This is a genomic window from Ochrobactrum sp. SSR, assembly GCF_030067775.1.
In the GTDB taxonomy this organism is placed as follows: domain Bacteria; phylum Pseudomonadota; class Alphaproteobacteria; order Rhizobiales; family Rhizobiaceae; genus Brucella; species Brucella teleogrylli.
This window is the reverse complement of the sequence record NZ_CP125969.1, coordinates 1,009,595-1,024,742: the sequence shown is the minus strand read 5'-3', so window position 1 is coordinate 1,024,742 and position 15,148 is coordinate 1,009,595. Positions and strand designations below refer to the sequence as shown.

The window sequence follows — 15,148 nt, the reverse complement described above, 5'->3', positions numbered from 1 at the left end:
GTAAATTCTCTCCTATATTCACACCGTAGGAGAACAAAAATGTCCGCTCAAGATACCGTTCTGCTTGTCGTCGATGCGCAGGAATCCTTCCGGCACCAGCCTTATTATCGTGAGGCCGATGTGGCCGCCTATGTCGAGCGCCAGCAAAAGCTGATTGATGGCGCAAAGCAGGCGGGCATTCCGGTTGTGCAGATTTTCCACACGGAAGAAAGCGGCAACTTCGCCGAAGCATCGGGCCACGTCCGCACACTCGCGCCGCTCTCCTTCACGCCGGATGCGGTGTTCCGTAAGCGTCGTCACAGTGCGCTGGTCGGCACCGGTCTCGATGTATGGCTGGTAGCAAACGGTATTCGCCGGATGATCGTTTCCGGCATTCGCACGGAACAGTGCTGCGAAACTACCACCCGGCAGGCGTCCGATCTGGGCTATACGGTCGATTTCGTCGGCGAGGCGACCCTGACTTTCCCAATGACCGACGCAATGGGCCATGAATGGAGCGCTGCCGAGATCTGCGCGCGCACTGAACTCGTGCTGGCCAATCGCTTCGCCCGTATCGCCACGGTGGAAGAAGCGCTGGCTGGCCAGCAGGAACGGAAGGCCGCATGACCCAACCGACAGAAGGCAAGCAAATCATTCCCGTCTATGTCATCGTTCCGCCACGTCTGCTTTTGCTGGACGTGGCAGGACCGCTGGAAGTGTTGCGCAAGGCGAATCTCGATCAGGACAAGGTCGAATTTGCGGTGCATTATGTCGGGCCGCTCGGCACTGTTCACAGTTCCATCGGTCTGGCAGTAACTGGCGTCGAACCGCTGCCGGATAGCGTGCCGCAGGGTTCGCTGGTGATCGTGTCCGGTTCCACGGATATGCCGCTTGGCGGGTCGGTTGCCAGCCGCGATGAAGACGCCGTCTTTGAGAATGAAATTATCGGCTGGCTGAAGCGTGTCGTCTGCCCCGGTGTTCGGCTGGTCACGATCTGCTCCGGCGCCTTGCTGGCGGCGCGGGCAGGGCTGCTCGATGGCTATGTCTGCACGACGCACCATATGGCCATTACAGAACTGGAAAAGTCAGCGCCAACCGCAAAAGTGCTGCAAAACCGGCTTTTCGTTGAAGATGGCGAACGGCTGACCAGTGCGGGTATTACCGCCGGGATCGACCTGATGCTGCAAGTCGTGGCCGATTTGACCAGCCACGCAGTCGCCTTGTCGGTGGCGCGCTATCTGGTTGTTTACCTCCGGCGTAGCGGCGGCGATCCGCAGCTTTCGCCCTGGCTTGAAGGGCGTAACCACATGAACCCCGTCGTGCACCGTGCGCAGGACGCCATCGCAGCGGACCCCGCCGGAGCATGGCCCGTCGAAAAGCTTGCCGATGTGAGTGGCGCGAGCCCGCGCAATCTCTCGCGGCTGTTCAATGAACATGCTGGCATGAGCGTGACGGATTACGTCAACCGGCTGAAAGTTGGTCTGGCCCGCGAAATGCTGCTTAATTCAGGTCTCGATATCGAGAATGTGGCTGAAAAATCCGGCTTCGCCTCGGCGCGGCAGTTTCGCCGTGCCTGGCAGCGCATCTATGACCAGTCGCCAAGCCGCGCGCGTGGGGCAGTGGGGTGATTATTCCCCGGCGGTGAAAAAGCGCCAGCTTCCATCGGGCGCAATGCCGATGCTGTAGAAAATATAGCCGCCTGCCTTTTTCATGTCTTCGAAATCGCTGGCGGTGACGATCTGGAAAAGCTCGACGGTCTGCGACGGTGTCAGCCTGTCAAGCGGCATGGCGTAGAAATAGGGCCAGACATAAACCTCATCATCCGTTCCGGCATTCACATGCACATAACCTGTGCCAAGCAGGTCGGCGATGATGGCGAGGATTTCGCGGCCTTCCGCATCTCCAGCCAGCGATTTCAGAAATTCGATGACGTCTTCTTCGTGGTCTTCCAGCGAAAACTGTGTGCTGTTGTGGGCTTCGCCCAACAGCGGGCGCAACAGCTCGATATCGCCGGATTGTGCGGCGGCGAGCATTTTCTCGCGCATTTGCCGGACAGGCTGCGGCAGTTTGTCGAAATCGCGCAACACTTCCGGCATCGGTTTGGCAACCGGTTGGGCAGGGCTGGCGGGCACGTTCTGCGGTGTTGCAGAGGGCACCCGATGCGGCAGCGCATTGGGAAGCGGTATCGGCGACGAAGCCGGATGTTCGTCCGGTGCGGTGCGATAGGCTGGCAGTGTCAAGAATTCAGAACGATCCACAAACGCCAATTGATCCGCTGCCGCTAAGGCGGGCAGTGAGACGAGCATCATGCTCGCGACGAGCGCGAGCGGTCGGACGGAATTCCAGATTGCAGGATGCATCGGCGTTGTCGGAGGACGACTGGTGGGAACGGCCGGTTCTTGCCCCTCGACCGGCGACGTTATGGCTTAGCTATTGCAGGATGCGTGCTGGCAGGAAAGCGCCAGCTTCGATCTGTTCGCGCATCTTTTCGATCAGTTCGAGCGCACAATCGTCGCCAGCCTCACGGATCAGTTCCGTCAGCGCGGTTGTAAATGCAGCTTCGGCGAGGATTTCAGGCTCAATGCCTTCGGAAATACCGTCCGCCCAGGCCTCGTTCTGATATTCGATAGCCACGAGTTTCTTCTCGCGTGCGATCATCTCGTCCAGATCGGTCGGTGCATGTTCCATAGACTTCATCCTGGCTTTCGCCTTTCTGCCGTTTTGCGGATGTCTCACCGTGTTCCGGGAGCGCAATCCATTTGCGGCCTGCCTGCCTTCTTAAGACAGTGTTAACAGATTATACCGGATTTGAACGAGACTATTCTCCGCAATCCGCATAAGAGTGTATGATTGGTTAATTTCCATAGCGCGAGATGATCTCGTTCGACAAGCCTTCGCCTTCCTTCATATAGCGGTCTATCGCCGCAAGCGCGGAAGGGGTGCAGCTGGTATAATTGTCGCTGAAGACGCGATATCCGTGGTTGAAGCTCGAAACGATCCTCACCCTTTCGCCCTCCGACGGCTTCTCGGCGGCGATGATCGCGTCCATGCGGTCGCGCCATTCGCTGCCTGCTTCTCCGCACAGGTTACGCAGATAGTGCAGCGAGCCCAGAACCTCGGCAAGCCGCAACATCTTGCCCTCATAGGGCGCATCCTGCGCAAAAGCCGGACCGGCTGCGCCTGCCCACATCAACAATGCGAACCGGAACAGTTTCATGCCTTTCAATCGGAAACCCTCTCACATGAAATGCACTTGTTGCGTGAAATAGGGGCTGCTTCAAGGCAGATTGTCAAACAGGATGAAACGAGGCCGATCAATATCCCAAGCCATCTTCGCTTTCCGCAACGGAGCGGGCGACGTCGAGCGTGCTGTCAGTCACGCGGGCATGGGCCATTTCTTCCAACGTTAGCCAATGGATCGCGGCAGCGTCATCGCCGGCCTGTTCGCGCCCTGAAATATCCAGCGCACGAAAGACCGACAGGAAATAGCTTTTCTCATAGGCCTTGCCTTCCAGCGCCAGATCGACGGTGATGACGTGGGAAAGCGCGCTGACATCGAGCGCAGTTTCTTCCTTCAACTCGCGAATGGCGGCCTGTTCCGGCGTCTCGTCCGCTTCGATGCTTCCGCCCGGAAAAGCCAGCCAGCCTTTCCACGGCTCCTTGCCGCGTTCGACCAGCAGAAAGCGGCCATCGCGACGACAGATCAGCGAAACGCCATGAATATGAAGCGGAACGGGAATGATGGGGATCGTGGGCATGGAATAGCTATGATCGGCTTGCGGCGTTTTGGCAATCGCAAACCGGTCTTGACCACCAGCACAAAAACCTGAACATGGCCACCATGTGCGGACGCTTTTCATTGACGACAAGTCGGGAAGAACTCGAGATCTTTCTGGCTGCCATGATCTCGGAGGATTTTCCTCCTCGCTATAATATCGCCCCGACCCAGCCGATCCTGACCATAGTGGCGGGCGAAACGCCGTCTCTTTCCAGTTTTGTCGGCAACATGCCTCCGGTAGGCGGTAACCGCCCGGATCGGGTGGGCACGCTGGTGCGCTGGGGTTTTGTGCCATCATGGGTGAAAGACCCGAATGACTGGTCGTTGGTGTTCAATATCCGCTCGGAAACAGCTGCCGAGAAGAACTCGTTTCGCGCCGCGCTGAATCATCGTCGCGCGCTTGTTCCGGCTTCCGGCTTTTATGAATGGCGTCGCGAGGGGAAGAACAAGGCGCAAGCCTATTGGGTACGCCCACGCAATGGCGGCATGGTCGCCTTCGGTGCACTGATCGAAACCTGGAGTGGTGCCGACGGGTCGCAGATCGATACGGGCGGCATTTTGACGACAAGCGCCAATGCACTCCTGCGTCCTATCCATGAACGCATGCCGGTGGTGGTGCAGCCCGAAGATTTTGCACGCTGGCTCGACTGCAAGCGCTACTTGCCGCGCGAAGTGGCGGACATCATGCGCCCGGTGCAGGAGGATTTTTTCGAGGTTATACCCGTCTCGGACAAGGTCAACAAGGTGAGCAACGCCACGCCGGATCTGCAGACGCGTGTCGAAGAAACGATGGAAGCTCAGAAAGCACCGCAAAAGCGCAAGGCCAAAGCGGAACCCGAAGACAGTTCCGGCGGTCAGCTTTCAATGTTCTGACCGCGTTGCGCGACTTAATAGTGGTCGTTACCGCTTACTTGGCGAATTTTTTGGTGGCCAGTATAGACTGACGACGATTGTCGTTACGGCCTGCGCTGCTGCGCTTTGCTGCCGTCATCAAGGCGGCGACGAGCGCGGCGGGGCCAATTTCACGATACTTGTCGACCAGACGGTCCTGACGCGGTTGCAGTTCACTCTTAGACATTTTTACTTCCTTTCCCCGAAGCGTTCGGTCCCGAATGCTTCCAAAACCAACCGAACTTCGGTTACGCCTAAGTAATTTACACTCACTATTTTGTGATGGATTGAGACCGAATGAAGGCTGTTTGGGGCCGGTTTTGGGGTAATCCGGTTAACGCCCGTCAAGGATTATCGGGGTTGCAGAAATGCAACATTTTGGCGCTCTCAATTCCTGGCAAAATAATCACCCCCCAGCAAAAGCGCTTGACTGTCGTTCGCCGGACAGGGATAAGTGCTGCCATGAAAACGCCGACCACGAACATTTGTATTTGTGCGATCATTATTGGCTAGCAGCCTGCTGGCCCGGCCGTTTTCGTCTCCCTTCCATAAAACAGGATGATAACGCCCCGGCCAGATGGCTGCGATCCGTTGTGCATTGAATTCACTTGGATTTGCTGGTTTTTTTTGGGGAATGGTTCCATGGCTGATGCGCCGCAATTGCGTCTTTACAATACGCTGACCCGCACGAAGGAGGATTTTTCCCCCATCGATGCCGACAATGTGCGCATGTATGTCTGCGGACCCACCGTTTATGATTTTGCCCATATCGGCAATGCGCGCCCGGTCATCGTCTTCGACATTCTTTTCCGGCTTTTACGCCAGGTTTACGGTTCCGAACACGTTACCTATGCGCGCAACATCACCGACGTTGACGACAAGATCAATGCGCGCGCCGCACGCGATTATCCGAAGCTGCCTTTCAACGAGGCCATCCGGCGTGTGACGGAAAGCACCAATGCGCAGTTTCAGGCCGATGTGACGGCGCTCGGCAATCTGGCGCCGAGTGTTCAGCCGCGCGCGACCGAGCATATGGACGAAATGCGCGCGATGATTGACCGTCTGGTCTCCATCGGCGTCGCTTATGTGGCAGAAGATCACGTGCTGTTTTCGCCCTCCGCCATGAACGAGCGCGTCAAGACGTTCGGCGGTCCGCGCTATGGCGCGCTGGCGCGCCGCTCGCTCGATGAAATGCTGGCGGGTGCGCGTGTGGACGTTGCCTCCTACAAGCGTGACGAGATGGATTTCGTGCTGTGGAAGCCTTCAAAGGGAGGCGAACCGGGCTGGCCATCGCCCGCGGGTATCGAGACGCTCGGCCGTCCGGGCTGGCATATCGAATGCTCGGCCATGTCGATGGCCAAACTTCTGGAGCCGTTCGGCGGGGGACTGAAATGCGACGATCCGGACAAGAACCGTTTTGATATTCATGGCGGCGGCATCGATCTGGTCTTCCCGCACCACGAGAACGAAATCGCGCAGTCCTGCTGCGCATTCGGCACCGAGCGGATGGCCAATATCTGGATGCATAACGGCTTCCTGCAGGTCGAAGGGCAGAAAATGTCGAAATCGCTCGGCAATTTCATCACCATTCGTGACGTGCTGAATGGCGGCCTGCCGCAACTGGGTGCGTGGGACGACAACGCAATCCGTGATCGCTGGGTCGGTCTGGCTGCGCGCCTGTCGATGCTGCAAACCCATTATCGCGAACCGATCAACTGGACGGCACAGCGTCTGGCTGAATCAGCCGACGAACTGCGCCGCTGGTATGGTTTGCTGCGTGATGTAAAGTTTGCGGCGCCAGAGAAGCTCACCGCAATCGGTGAAGTGACGGAAGCCCTGTCCGACGATCTGAACAGCTGGGTCGCGATCACCGCATTGCGCAAGGCGTTCAAGAACAAGGATATTGCGACATTGGGCGAGGGCATGGCGCTGATGGGCCTGCTCGATCCTTACTTCGTGACGGCGGAGGATGTGCCGGTGTTCGCCAAAGCGAATGTCGATACGGATGCCATTGAGGCGCGCATTACGGAACGCCTGCGCTTCATCAAGGAGAAGAACTTCACGGAAGCTGATCGCATCCGCGATGCGCTTCTCGCGGAAGGCGTGCAGCTCAAGGATGGCAAGGATCCTGCCACGGGCGAGCGCATGACGACGTGGGATGTGGTAGGCTGACAGCGTTTTTGATTGGGGAGGACCACATGACGCTCGATAACAAGCCGATTTATACCGGCGGCTGCCAATGCGGCGCGGTGCGTTTCCGCGTCGACGGCGCTTTGGGTTCGGCCTCTATCTGTCATTGCCGCATGTGCCAGAAGGCTTTCGGCAATTTCTATGCGCCGCTGGTTTCCGTCGAGCAGGCAAAACTGGAATGGACGCGCAACGAGCCCAAGCGTTTTCGCTCTTCCAATCATGTGCAACGCGGGTTCTGCCCGGAATGCGGAACCCCGCTCACCTATGAAGCGCCGGATGGCATCGCGCTCGCCATCGGTGCGTTCGATGCGCCGGAGGAAGTGGAGCCGACCGTGCAATGGGGCATCGAAAAGCAGCTTCCTTATGTGAGCGGACTTGCAAACCTTCCCGGCTATGCAACCGAACGCGATCCGGAGAGCATCGAATTTGTCAGGACGATGATTTCCTATCAGCATCCAGACTACGACACAGATAATTGGCCGCAACGGTAACGTTGAACCAATAGAGACCCACCGACAGGCAGGCATTTATGGCACGCGAACGCATCTACATCTACGACACGACCTTGCGCGACGGGCAGCAAACCCCCGGCATTGATTTTTCTGTCGAGGACAAGAAGTCGATTGTCGCGCTGCTTGAGGAACTGGGCGTCGATTATGTCGAGGGCGGCTATCCGGGCGCCAATCCGACCGATACGGCTTTTTTCAAGCGCCGTCAGACGTCGCGGTCGAAATTTACCGCCTTCGGCATGACCAAACGTGCTGGTGTTTCCGCGTCGAACGATCCGGGACTGTCGAGCCTACTGCAGGCTTCCGCCGATGCTGTTTGTTTCGTTGCCAAAAGCTGGGACTATCATGTGCGGCTGGCGCTTGGCTGCACCAATGAGGAAAATCTGGAATCGATCACGGCATCGGTGACGGCTGCGCGTATGGCGGGCCGTGAGGCGCTGGTCGATTGCGAACACTTCTTTGACGGCTACAAGGCTAATCCGGACTATGCGCTGGAATGCGCGAGGGCGGCTTATACGGCGGGCGCACGCTGGGTTGTGCTGTGTGACACCAATGGCGGTACGCAGCCGCATGAAATTGCCGAAATCGTCAATGCGGTGAAGGCCGTGGTGCCCGGTGAAAGCCTCGGCATCCACGCCCATAATGACACGGAACAGGCCGTTGCCGTTTCGCTTGCCGCCATCGATGCCGGTGTGCGGCATGTGCAAGGCACGCTGAACGGTATTGGCGAGCGCTGCGGCAATGCCAATCTGGTTTCGCTGATCCCGACGCTGCTGCTCAAGCCATACTGGTCGGAGCGGTTTGAACTCGGCATCAAACCGGCTTCGCTGAAGGCGATCACCCGTATTTCGCGTGCGTTTGACGATATTTTGAACCGTCCGCCGACCGAGCAGGCGCCTTATACCGGCACATCAGCTTTCGCGACGAAAGCGGGCATCCATGCTTCGGCCTTGCTCAAGGAACCGCAGACCTACGAACATGTTCCGCCGGAAACGGTCGGCAACAGCCGTCGCGTCATGGTTTCGGATCAGGGTGGCAAGTCTAATTTCATCGCCGAGCTGGAGCGTCGCGGCATCCGCGTTGCGAAAGACGATGTCCGCCTCGATACGCTGATCACGCTGGTCAAGGAGCGCGAGGCGGAAGGCTATGCCTATGAGGGCGCGGATGCAAGTTTCGAACTTCTGGCGCGCAATATGCTCAATCCGCAGCCGGAATTCTTCAAGGTCGAGTCGTTCCGTTGTCTCGTCGAGCGCCGTTTCGATGCCAATGGCATGCTGAAGACCGTGTCGGAAGCGGTGGTCAAGGTGGAGGTCGATGGCGAAGTGCGCATGTCTGTCGCCGAAGGCCACGGCCCGGTCAATGCACTCGACATTGCACTGCGCAAGGATCTCGGTCGCTATCAGGCGGAAATCGAAGATCTCGAACTCGTGGACTTCAAGGTGCGTATCCTGAATGGCGGTACGGCGGCGATCACGCGCGTCCTGATCGAGTCGGGCGACGCCACAGGCGCGCGCTGGCGCACGGTTGGCGTTTCGGACAATATCATCGATGCCTCATTTCAGGCGCTGATGGATTCCGTGAATTTTAAACTTATGAAAAACCGCGCCATGGCCGGGCTTGCGGCTGCGGAATAACCGCCATCATTCACTAGGATTGATGCTTCAATCAGTTTAATTGAATGGATTTTATGTATTGAGAAGCGCATAGCAGTGGCTGAACAAGTCATCTGCTATGCGATTTATTCAAAAGCGGATTTGCTTTCGAGTGGAGAGAGACAATGACCGATGAGACCCTGTCCGATACCCGTCTTTCGGATGGGGCCAGAGGTTTTCTCATGGCGTTCGGCGCCTATGCGCTTTGGGGCGCATTGCCGTTTTATCTGAAAATGGTAGCCCATATTCCGGCTATGGAAGTGGTGTCTCACCGCGTCATCTGGTCGGTGCCGGTTGCTTTGCTGCTGCTGGTCGCGCTTGGGCAATTCAAGGATATTCTCAACGCAGTTCGACAGCCGCGTATGCTCGCAATGGCGGCGCTGACCGCAGCGCTTATCACCGCAAACTGGACCATTTATGTCTGGGCGGTCGCGCATGACCAGGTCATGGGCGCAGCACTTGGTTATTACATCAATCCACTGTTCAATGTGGTGCTGGGCGGCCTGTTTCTCGGTGAACGGTTGAGCAAGGTGCAATATGTCGCTGTCGGCCTTGCCGCGGCAGCTGTCCTGCTGCTCACGTTCAATGCCGGCGGCTTGCCTTGGGTGTCGCTCGCTTTGCCGGTGTCCTTCGGTCTCTATGGCTTCTTCCGGAAATCACTGCCGATGCAGCCATTGCAGGGCTTCACGCTTGAAGTGCTGATCCTGTGTATTCCGGCGCTCGCCTATGTGGCATGGCTCGGCTCGACTGGTCAGGACCATTTCTTCGCCGGTCCGGTTTCGAATGTCGGTCTCCTGCTGCTTGCCGGTCCGTTCACCGCCATCCCGCTTATTCTTTATGCGGGCGGTGCAAAACTTCTGCGCTACACCACGCTTGGGCTGATGCAGTATATGACGCCCACCATGTTGTTTTTCTTCGCGATTTTCATCTTCCACGAGCCGTTTTCGACCGTGCAGCTTGGCGCTTTCGTGCTGATCTGGGCGGGGCTTGCGCTCTACTCCTGGTCGACACTGTCCCAGCACCGCCGCAACCGCGCGCGGGACTGACCAGCAATCATAAATAATTTGTGATTTACCTCCGGTGGATAACCTCCACCGGAGGTCTTAATTTGGCCGCTCTATCAGCATCAGTTCCGCCGATATTTGCAGAGAACCTAGAGTATTGTCGGTATGGCCCCGAGGGCAGGATACTTCCATCGCAAGCTTGCGGTTGCGACGGTGAACCCATTGGGGTCCGTCTTTGCACCTGCTGGCACAAATATGAAGGCGGAACCGTTATCACATCGTAGCCTTGGGCCGGTGCGCTGGGTTCGCTTTTCCTTGCATACGCATATGCGCTTCTGTCTCGCGCTGGCCTCCGTCACGGTCATTGCCGGTGGCGCGATGATACTCGCGACCGGCGGGCTTGTGCGCCATGGTCGTGCCGCACAGCCAGCTTTTGCCAGCCCGACAAGCTTGGTTCGCCGGCATCGCGCCGCAGCCAAAGATGCGCGGCTGGTGCCCGCCGCGATTAATGACTTAAGCCATCGCGTGTCGCGCCGCATCGATATCGCGGAAGGCGTCGAGGATGGCGATGCGCGGCTTTATACCTATCAGCACGTGGTGCTGGATGTGAAAGGCCGCGACGCCAGGCGGCCCGCCATTGACGATACGATGGATGGAACAACAATAGCGGCCAAGTGTTGCGAACCGGCGCAACCGCTGTCCGAACTGGAGCGCGGCGTTCCGGTCAATGTCAGCCTTGCCAAGCCCGCCGCCCATGAGAAGGCGGATGTGCATGAAATCATCGTTGCGCCGCAATCGCGGGAACGAATAGAGGCGCTTTTGCAGGCCGCGGGGATCGCCGCCGAAGACAGTCAGAGATTGGAAGAAGCGCTGGCCCGCACCGAATTGCTTCCGGGCGACAATCTGGAACTGCTGGTCGACAAGAAAGACGGCAGCGATGCCGCCGCCCATGTTTCGCTGGCCCGCTTCAACCACGGCAATGCCAACAAGGCCGTTTATGGTCGGGCAGATGACGGTGTCTTTCATTCGACCGGTAATGAGCGGCTTTTTGCGCGTTTGTCCCGCGATGCCATGCTGAGCGCCTATCATCCATCGGCTCCGGCGGAAAACAGCAATGGCTCGATAGAAACGAGGCTGGTTCAGGCGGGCGCTCCACGAGAAATCGTGCGTGAAGTCGAGAAGCTTGCGGAACAGAACGGTGTCGTGCTGGAGAAGGGCGTCAATGCGCCGGATCTGATCGACCTTCTTTTCAGGAAAAGCGCAGAAACCGACCCGGAACTGGTATTTGTGGAATTCACCACCAACGGTAAAAGCAAGCGCCTCTACCGTCACGAAGGCAAGGGCGGCGCCACGGACTACTTCAACGAGGATGGCTCCTCGATGACCAAATATCTGATGCACAAACCTTTGCCGAACGGGCGACTGAACGATGGTTTCGGCTGGCGTATCCACCCGGTTCTGCACGTCCGCAAGCATCATAACGGTGTCGATTACGACGCACCGATAGGTTCGCCGATCGTGGCTGCGGGCGACGGCGTCGTGGAACTGATTTCATACCAGAAGGGTTATGGCAAATATGTGCGTATCCGCCATCAGGGCGGTTACAGCACCACCTATGCGCATCTTTCATCGGCCAAGGAAGGACTGCGCGTCGGCCAGCATGTCAAGCAGGGCGAAGTCATCGCCTATGTCGGCTCGACCGGCTATTCCACGGGTCCGCATCTTTATTATGAGCTGAAAGTCGGCGATCAATATGTCGACCCGCTGACCGCGCGCCTCAATGCCGGTGAAAAGCTCTCCGGTTCGTCGCTGTCGAGTTTCCGCGAGGAAATCGATCACGTCGGTCAGATCGTCGATGAAATGACGCTGCCGATTCTGAAAGACGGCTCAGACGCCAAGGACAAGACCGAACCGCATGACCGACCGGCCAATAGTCAAAAGGCGGGCCGGGTGGCTGGTGGCCACCATTAAATCACGTCATGGGCGATGGGCATTCGCCAGAGTGACGAATTCTTCGACGCTGAGCGTTTCGGCGCGGCGGGTGCCGTCAATGCCGGTCTTTTCCAGAAGGGCCGCACCGCCGATGGGTTTCAGGCTCTGGCGCAGCATCTTGCGCCTTTGTCCGAAAGCGGCCTGCGTCACCTGACCGAGTGCCGCCGCATTGCAGGGCAGCGGATTTTCGAGCGGAACGATGTGCACCACGGACGACATGACTTTCGGCGGCGGTGTAAAGGCCTGCGGTGGCACGTCGAACGCGATCCTGGATTTTGTCCGCCAGCCTGCCAGCACGCCGAGGCGTCCATAATGATCGCTGTCGGGTGTTGCCACAATGCGTTCTGCCACTTCGCGCTGGAACATCAGCGTCATGGAGGAATAGAACGGCGGCCACGGCTCGACCAGAAGCCAGTTCAAAAGCAGCTGCGTGCCGACATTATAGGGCAGATTGGCCACGATGCGCGGCTTGGGGCCATCGGGAAACAGTGTCTTGAAATCCTGCTCCAGCGCATCGCCGGAGATGATCCGCAAGCGGCCCGGATAATGGGCCTCTATTTCCGCCAGCGCCTCAAGGCAGCGTTCGTCGCGCTCGATTGCCGTCACGTAGGCGCCCTGCGCCAGAAGGGCGCGGGTCAACCCACCGGGGCCGGGGCCAACCTCGATAACTGGCTGGTCCTTCAGATCGCCCGCCTGACGGGCGATCTTGGAAGTCAGATTGAGATCGAACAGAAAATTCTGCCCGAGAGACTTCTTCGGCATCAGGTCATGCCGTTCGATGACTTCGCGAAGGGGGGGCAGATTGTCGATGCTCATGCCTTGGAACCTGTTGTATTTTTTGCCAGCTCATGCGCAAGCCGGATCGCTGCCATCAGACTGTCTGGTCGCGCTAAGCCCTGACCTGCAATGTCGAACGCTGTGCCATGATCCGGCGAGGTGCGGATAAAGGGCAGGCCCAGCGTCACATTGACGGTTTCGTCAAAGGCGAGCGCCTTGGCTGGTATCAGGGCCTGATCGTGATACATGCAGATGGCTGCATCATATGCCGCACGCGCTTGAGGGTGGAACATCGTATCGGCGGGCAGGGGACCGCGCACGTCGATGCCCTCCAGTTGCAATTGTTCCACTGCGGGGCGAATGATCGCGTCGTCTTCCTTGCCCATGGCGCCGCCTTCGCCCGCATGCGGGTTGAGGCCGGAAAGCGCCAGACGCGGCTTGGCAATCCCGAACCGCTCGCGCAGTTCATGCGCCGTGATGCGCGACACTTCGAGAATATTCTCGGTCGTGAGCTGGCGCGGCACTTCCACAAGCGGGATGTGAATGGTCACGGGGACGGCGCGCAATTGCGGCCCGGCGAGCATCATCACCGGCGTGATTGTCGTGCCAGCGTGATGGCTTGCAAGCTCTGCCAGAAATTCGGTGTGCCCCGGATGCTGGAATCCGGCTTCATAAAGTGGCTTCTTGGCAATCGGGCAGGTGACGACGGCGGACGTCTCGCCAGCGAGCGTAAGCGCGACAGCGCGCTCAATCGCTTCAACTGTGCCTGCGGCATTGTCAGTCAGTGGTTTACCAGCGCTTTCGCTGTGCTTGTTCACGAGCGGCAAGACGGGCAAAGCGCGTGCAAAAACCTCGCGCGATGCGGCAGCGTCTGCGACCGCTTCGATCTGGACGTCGAGATTGAGAAGCCGCGCGCGTGCTTCAAGCTGTGCAGGATCGGCCAGCAGCACAAAAGGGGGCAGGGACAATTCATCCCGTCTGAGCCAGACGGCCAGCGCGATATCCGGGCCGACACCGGATGGGTCGCCGATAGTAACCGCGAGCGGAAGAACAGACTGTGCGCACATGCTTCTGATTCCAAAAATAAAAGCTGGCAACCGGAAAATACCGTGCCAGCTCATATCATTGCCTTATCCTGAACGACAGCTGTGCTGTCGCCGGAATGTTAGCGATTAACGATGGTGGCTTTCTTGCGCAGCTCATCCAGATATTTGGTGGCAAGCGCGTCCGCCTTCTTTTCCTGACCTTCTGGCGTGTCCGCGCCCTCCATGGAGAAAACGAGCTGTGCGACGCGGTCATCGGAAAGCTGGCGCGTGGCGCAGACGGCGAGGAATTCGACGCCCTTTTCCGTGTCATGCGGCGGTGTCGTGCGGCCCACGCCAGCGGCCTTCACATCCTTCGACCATTCACCCGGCAGCTGCTGTTCGATAATGCGCCCAAGATCGCGGACAGTCACATCGATAATGCCTTTTGCCTGCTGGCGCGTCGCGTCGCAGCTCTGGAAGCGCGAACGAAGCGCATTGGCTTCCTGACGGCGCTTGGCGAGAAGGGCGGGCGACCGCTTAGAGGTCGGTACGACGAAGATGACCTGCTGCAGATGATATTCGGTCGCAACAGGCTTCTTGCCGCCGTCCTTCAGCATGCGCTGAACGGCATCCTGTTCGCTAACCATGCCTGTGGCACGAAAACGAGCGCTGACAAGGCGTCCCCAGCCCATCTGGACCATGATGTATTTCTTGAAATGGTCCGGCGTAACACCTGCCTGATTGAGCACTTGATTCAACTGCGCAAGCGTCATCTTGTTGCGCGTGGCAAAGCCCGCATAGGCCTGATCGACTTCCTGATCGGAAACGTTGATGCCGCGGCTCTTCATCTCGATGCGCTTCAGCATTTCGTCAGTCAGTTCCTGACGGGCGAGCTGGGCGGTATTGCCGCCCTTGCGCTGCAGCTTCAAAAAAGCTGCCCGGCGCTGAATATCGCCATTGGTGATCGCATTGCCGGAAACGACAACCTTGACCTCAGCTTCCCCAGCGGCAAAAGCCGAGGTGGGAAGCGCAACCGTGCCGAGCGCCGTCAGACAGACAGCCGCGCTTAACAGGGAGGCGAAAAGAGGTCTTGCAAACATCATCTTGTTTCCCGATTTCCTTACGGTCGGTGAACGAAACCCTTCACCGGATGTGCTCATTCGGTTCCGGATATGCTTGTCATCGAGCCGCAAGAGTATCGGAAACCAACTATATTGCTGTCTGTATAGAGGAGCCAGTGCGGCGAAACAATGACCCTCGCGCATTTTACAAGACGATTGGAGATTGTTTACTGAACGAAATCGCAAATTTCGGAAGTGCCGTTTTTTATTGGGAACAGCTTTGAGCAGAT

At 58.1% G+C, this 15,148-nt stretch carries 16 protein-coding genes; 8 read left to right on the top strand and 8 right to left on the bottom strand.

Annotated elements, in window-relative coordinates; genetic code table 11:
- Positions 1-39: 39 nt before the first annotated feature.
- The gene (locus QLQ11_RS04925; protein WP_371835926.1) at positions 40-606 is read left to right on the top strand and encodes an isochorismatase family protein; all 567 of its coding nucleotides are present in this window, start codon (positions 40-42) and stop codon (positions 604-606) included.
- Positions 603-1,607, top strand: coding sequence for a GlxA family transcriptional regulator (locus QLQ11_RS04920; protein ID WP_124915591.1), 1,005 nt, complete (start codon positions 603-605; stop codon positions 1,605-1,607). Before QLQ11_RS04925 ends, QLQ11_RS04920 begins: the two co-directional genes overlap by 4 nt.
- Here the strand turns inward: QLQ11_RS04920 and QLQ11_RS04915 are convergent, their stop codons facing one another.
- From QLQ11_RS04915 to QLQ11_RS04900, 4 genes are all read right to left on the bottom strand, one after another.
- On the bottom strand, positions 1,608-2,339 hold the full coding sequence (locus tag QLQ11_RS04915; RefSeq protein WP_109368657.1) for a hypothetical protein: 732 nt from the start codon (positions 2,337-2,339) through the stop codon (positions 1,608-1,610).
- Positions 2,340-2,409: 70 nt separating this feature from the next.
- Positions 2,410-2,667, bottom strand: a complete 258-nt coding sequence (locus tag QLQ11_RS04910; RefSeq protein WP_171318934.1) for a hypothetical protein — start codon at positions 2,665-2,667, stop codon at positions 2,410-2,412.
- A gap of 166 nt (positions 2,668-2,833) precedes the next feature.
- Complete coding sequence (locus tag QLQ11_RS04905) at positions 2,834-3,196, bottom strand: TIGR02301 family protein (protein ID WP_109368659.1); 363 nt, start codon at positions 3,194-3,196, stop codon at positions 2,834-2,836.
- Between the two features lie 97 nt (positions 3,197-3,293).
- Complete coding sequence (locus QLQ11_RS04900; RefSeq protein WP_124915592.1) at positions 3,294-3,737, bottom strand: NUDIX hydrolase; 444 nt, start codon at positions 3,735-3,737, stop codon at positions 3,294-3,296.
- Positions 3,738-3,820: 83 nt separating this feature from the next.
- Here QLQ11_RS04900 and QLQ11_RS04895 point away from each other — a divergent pair, with 83 nt between their 5' ends.
- Positions 3,821-4,630: an SOS response-associated peptidase gene (locus QLQ11_RS04895; protein WP_121535601.1), complete on the top strand. Its 810-nt coding sequence runs from the start codon at positions 3,821-3,823 to the stop codon at positions 4,628-4,630.
- A 34-nt stretch (positions 4,631-4,664) separates the two neighbouring features.
- Here the strand turns inward: QLQ11_RS04895 and QLQ11_RS04890 are convergent, their stop codons facing one another.
- On the bottom strand, positions 4,665-4,835 hold the full coding sequence (locus QLQ11_RS04890; RefSeq protein WP_124915650.1) for a hydrolase: 171 nt from the start codon (positions 4,833-4,835) through the stop codon (positions 4,665-4,667).
- A 455-nt stretch (positions 4,836-5,290) separates the two neighbouring features.
- On the opposite strand from QLQ11_RS04890, the gene cysS reads away from it, so the two are divergent.
- From cysS to QLQ11_RS04865, 5 genes are all read left to right on the top strand, one after another.
- The gene (gene cysS / locus QLQ11_RS04885; RefSeq protein ID WP_283735785.1) at positions 5,291-6,820 is read left to right on the top strand and encodes a cysteine--tRNA ligase; all 1,530 of its coding nucleotides are present in this window, start codon (positions 5,291-5,293) and stop codon (positions 6,818-6,820) included.
- 26 nt (positions 6,821-6,846) lie between these two features.
- Entirely contained in the window at positions 6,847-7,329 is a 483-nt protein-coding gene (locus tag QLQ11_RS04880) for a GFA family protein (protein ID WP_124915594.1), read from the top strand.
- A gap of 38 nt (positions 7,330-7,367) precedes the next feature.
- Positions 7,368-8,981, top strand: coding sequence for a citramalate synthase (gene cimA, locus QLQ11_RS04875; protein ID WP_109368663.1), 1,614 nt, complete (start codon positions 7,368-7,370; stop codon positions 8,979-8,981).
- A gap of 143 nt (positions 8,982-9,124) precedes the next feature.
- On the top strand, positions 9,125-10,045 hold the full coding sequence (gene rarD / locus QLQ11_RS04870; RefSeq protein WP_109368664.1) for an EamA family transporter RarD: 921 nt from the start codon (positions 9,125-9,127) through the stop codon (positions 10,043-10,045).
- A 123-nt stretch (positions 10,046-10,168) separates the two neighbouring features.
- Positions 10,169-11,974, top strand: a complete 1,806-nt coding sequence (locus QLQ11_RS04865) for a M23 family metallopeptidase (RefSeq protein ID WP_371835925.1) — start codon at positions 10,169-10,171, stop codon at positions 11,972-11,974.
- 6 nt (positions 11,975-11,980) lie between these two features.
- On the opposite strand, the gene rsmA is transcribed toward QLQ11_RS04865, so the two are convergent.
- The 3 genes from rsmA to QLQ11_RS04850 form a co-directional block, all read right to left on the bottom strand.
- A complete protein-coding gene (gene rsmA, locus QLQ11_RS04860; RefSeq protein ID WP_319080385.1) occupies positions 11,981-12,811 on the bottom strand; it encodes a 16S rRNA (adenine(1518)-N(6)/adenine(1519)-N(6))-dimethyltransferase RsmA in 831 nt (276 codons plus the stop codon).
- On the bottom strand, positions 12,808-13,839 hold the full coding sequence (pdxA, locus tag QLQ11_RS04855) for a 4-hydroxythreonine-4-phosphate dehydrogenase PdxA (protein ID WP_283735786.1): 1,032 nt from the start codon (positions 13,837-13,839) through the stop codon (positions 12,808-12,810). Before pdxA ends, rsmA begins: the two co-directional genes overlap by 4 nt.
- 98 nt (positions 13,840-13,937) lie before the next feature.
- On the bottom strand, positions 13,938-14,900 hold the full coding sequence (locus tag QLQ11_RS04850; RefSeq protein ID WP_140024830.1) for a peptidylprolyl isomerase: 963 nt from the start codon (positions 14,898-14,900) through the stop codon (positions 13,938-13,940).
- Positions 14,901-15,148 lie beyond the last annotated feature (248 nt).

What these genes read in the sequence shown, in the direction of transcription:
- QLQ11_RS04925 (WP_371835926.1), top strand. Translation starts at nt 40, where the DNA reads ATGTCCGCTCAAGATACCGTTCTGCTTGTCGTCGATGCGCAGGAATCC.
- QLQ11_RS04920 (WP_124915591.1), top strand. Translation starts at nt 603, where the DNA reads ATGACCCAACCGACAGAAGGCAAGCAAATCATTCCCGTCTATGTCATC.
- QLQ11_RS04915 (WP_109368657.1), bottom strand. Translation starts at nt 2,339, where the DNA reads ATGCATCCTGCAATCTGGAATTCCGTCCGACCGCTCGCGCTCGTCGCG.
- QLQ11_RS04910 (WP_171318934.1), bottom strand. Translation starts at nt 2,667, where the DNA reads ATGGAACATGCACCGACCGATCTGGACGAGATGATCGCACGCGAGAAG.
- QLQ11_RS04905 (WP_109368659.1), bottom strand. Translation starts at nt 3,196, where the DNA reads ATGAAACTGTTCCGGTTCGCATTGTTGATGTGGGCAGGCGCAGCCGGT.
- QLQ11_RS04900 (WP_124915592.1), bottom strand. Translation starts at nt 3,737, where the DNA reads ATGCCCACGATCCCCATCATTCCCGTTCCGCTTCATATTCATGGCGTT.
- QLQ11_RS04895 (WP_121535601.1), top strand. Translation starts at nt 3,821, where the DNA reads ATGTGCGGACGCTTTTCATTGACGACAAGTCGGGAAGAACTCGAGATC.
- QLQ11_RS04890 (WP_124915650.1), bottom strand. Translation starts at nt 4,835, where the DNA reads ATGTCTAAGAGTGAACTGCAACCGCGTCAGGACCGTCTGGTCGACAAG.
- cysS (WP_283735785.1), top strand. Translation starts at nt 5,291, where the DNA reads ATGGCTGATGCGCCGCAATTGCGTCTTTACAATACGCTGACCCGCACG.
- QLQ11_RS04880 (WP_124915594.1), top strand. Translation starts at nt 6,847, where the DNA reads ATGACGCTCGATAACAAGCCGATTTATACCGGCGGCTGCCAATGCGGC.
- cimA (WP_109368663.1), top strand. Translation starts at nt 7,368, where the DNA reads ATGGCACGCGAACGCATCTACATCTACGACACGACCTTGCGCGACGGG.
- rarD (WP_109368664.1), top strand. Translation starts at nt 9,125, where the DNA reads ATGACCGATGAGACCCTGTCCGATACCCGTCTTTCGGATGGGGCCAGA.
- QLQ11_RS04865 (WP_371835925.1), top strand. Translation starts at nt 10,169, where the DNA reads ATGGCCCCGAGGGCAGGATACTTCCATCGCAAGCTTGCGGTTGCGACG.
- rsmA (WP_319080385.1), bottom strand. Translation starts at nt 12,811, where the DNA reads ATGAGCATCGACAATCTGCCCCCCCTTCGCGAAGTCATCGAACGGCAT.
- pdxA (WP_283735786.1), bottom strand. Translation starts at nt 13,839, where the DNA reads ATGTGCGCACAGTCTGTTCTTCCGCTCGCGGTTACTATCGGCGACCCA.
- QLQ11_RS04850 (WP_140024830.1), bottom strand. Translation starts at nt 14,900, where the DNA reads ATGATGTTTGCAAGACCTCTTTTCGCCTCCCTGTTAAGCGCGGCTGTC.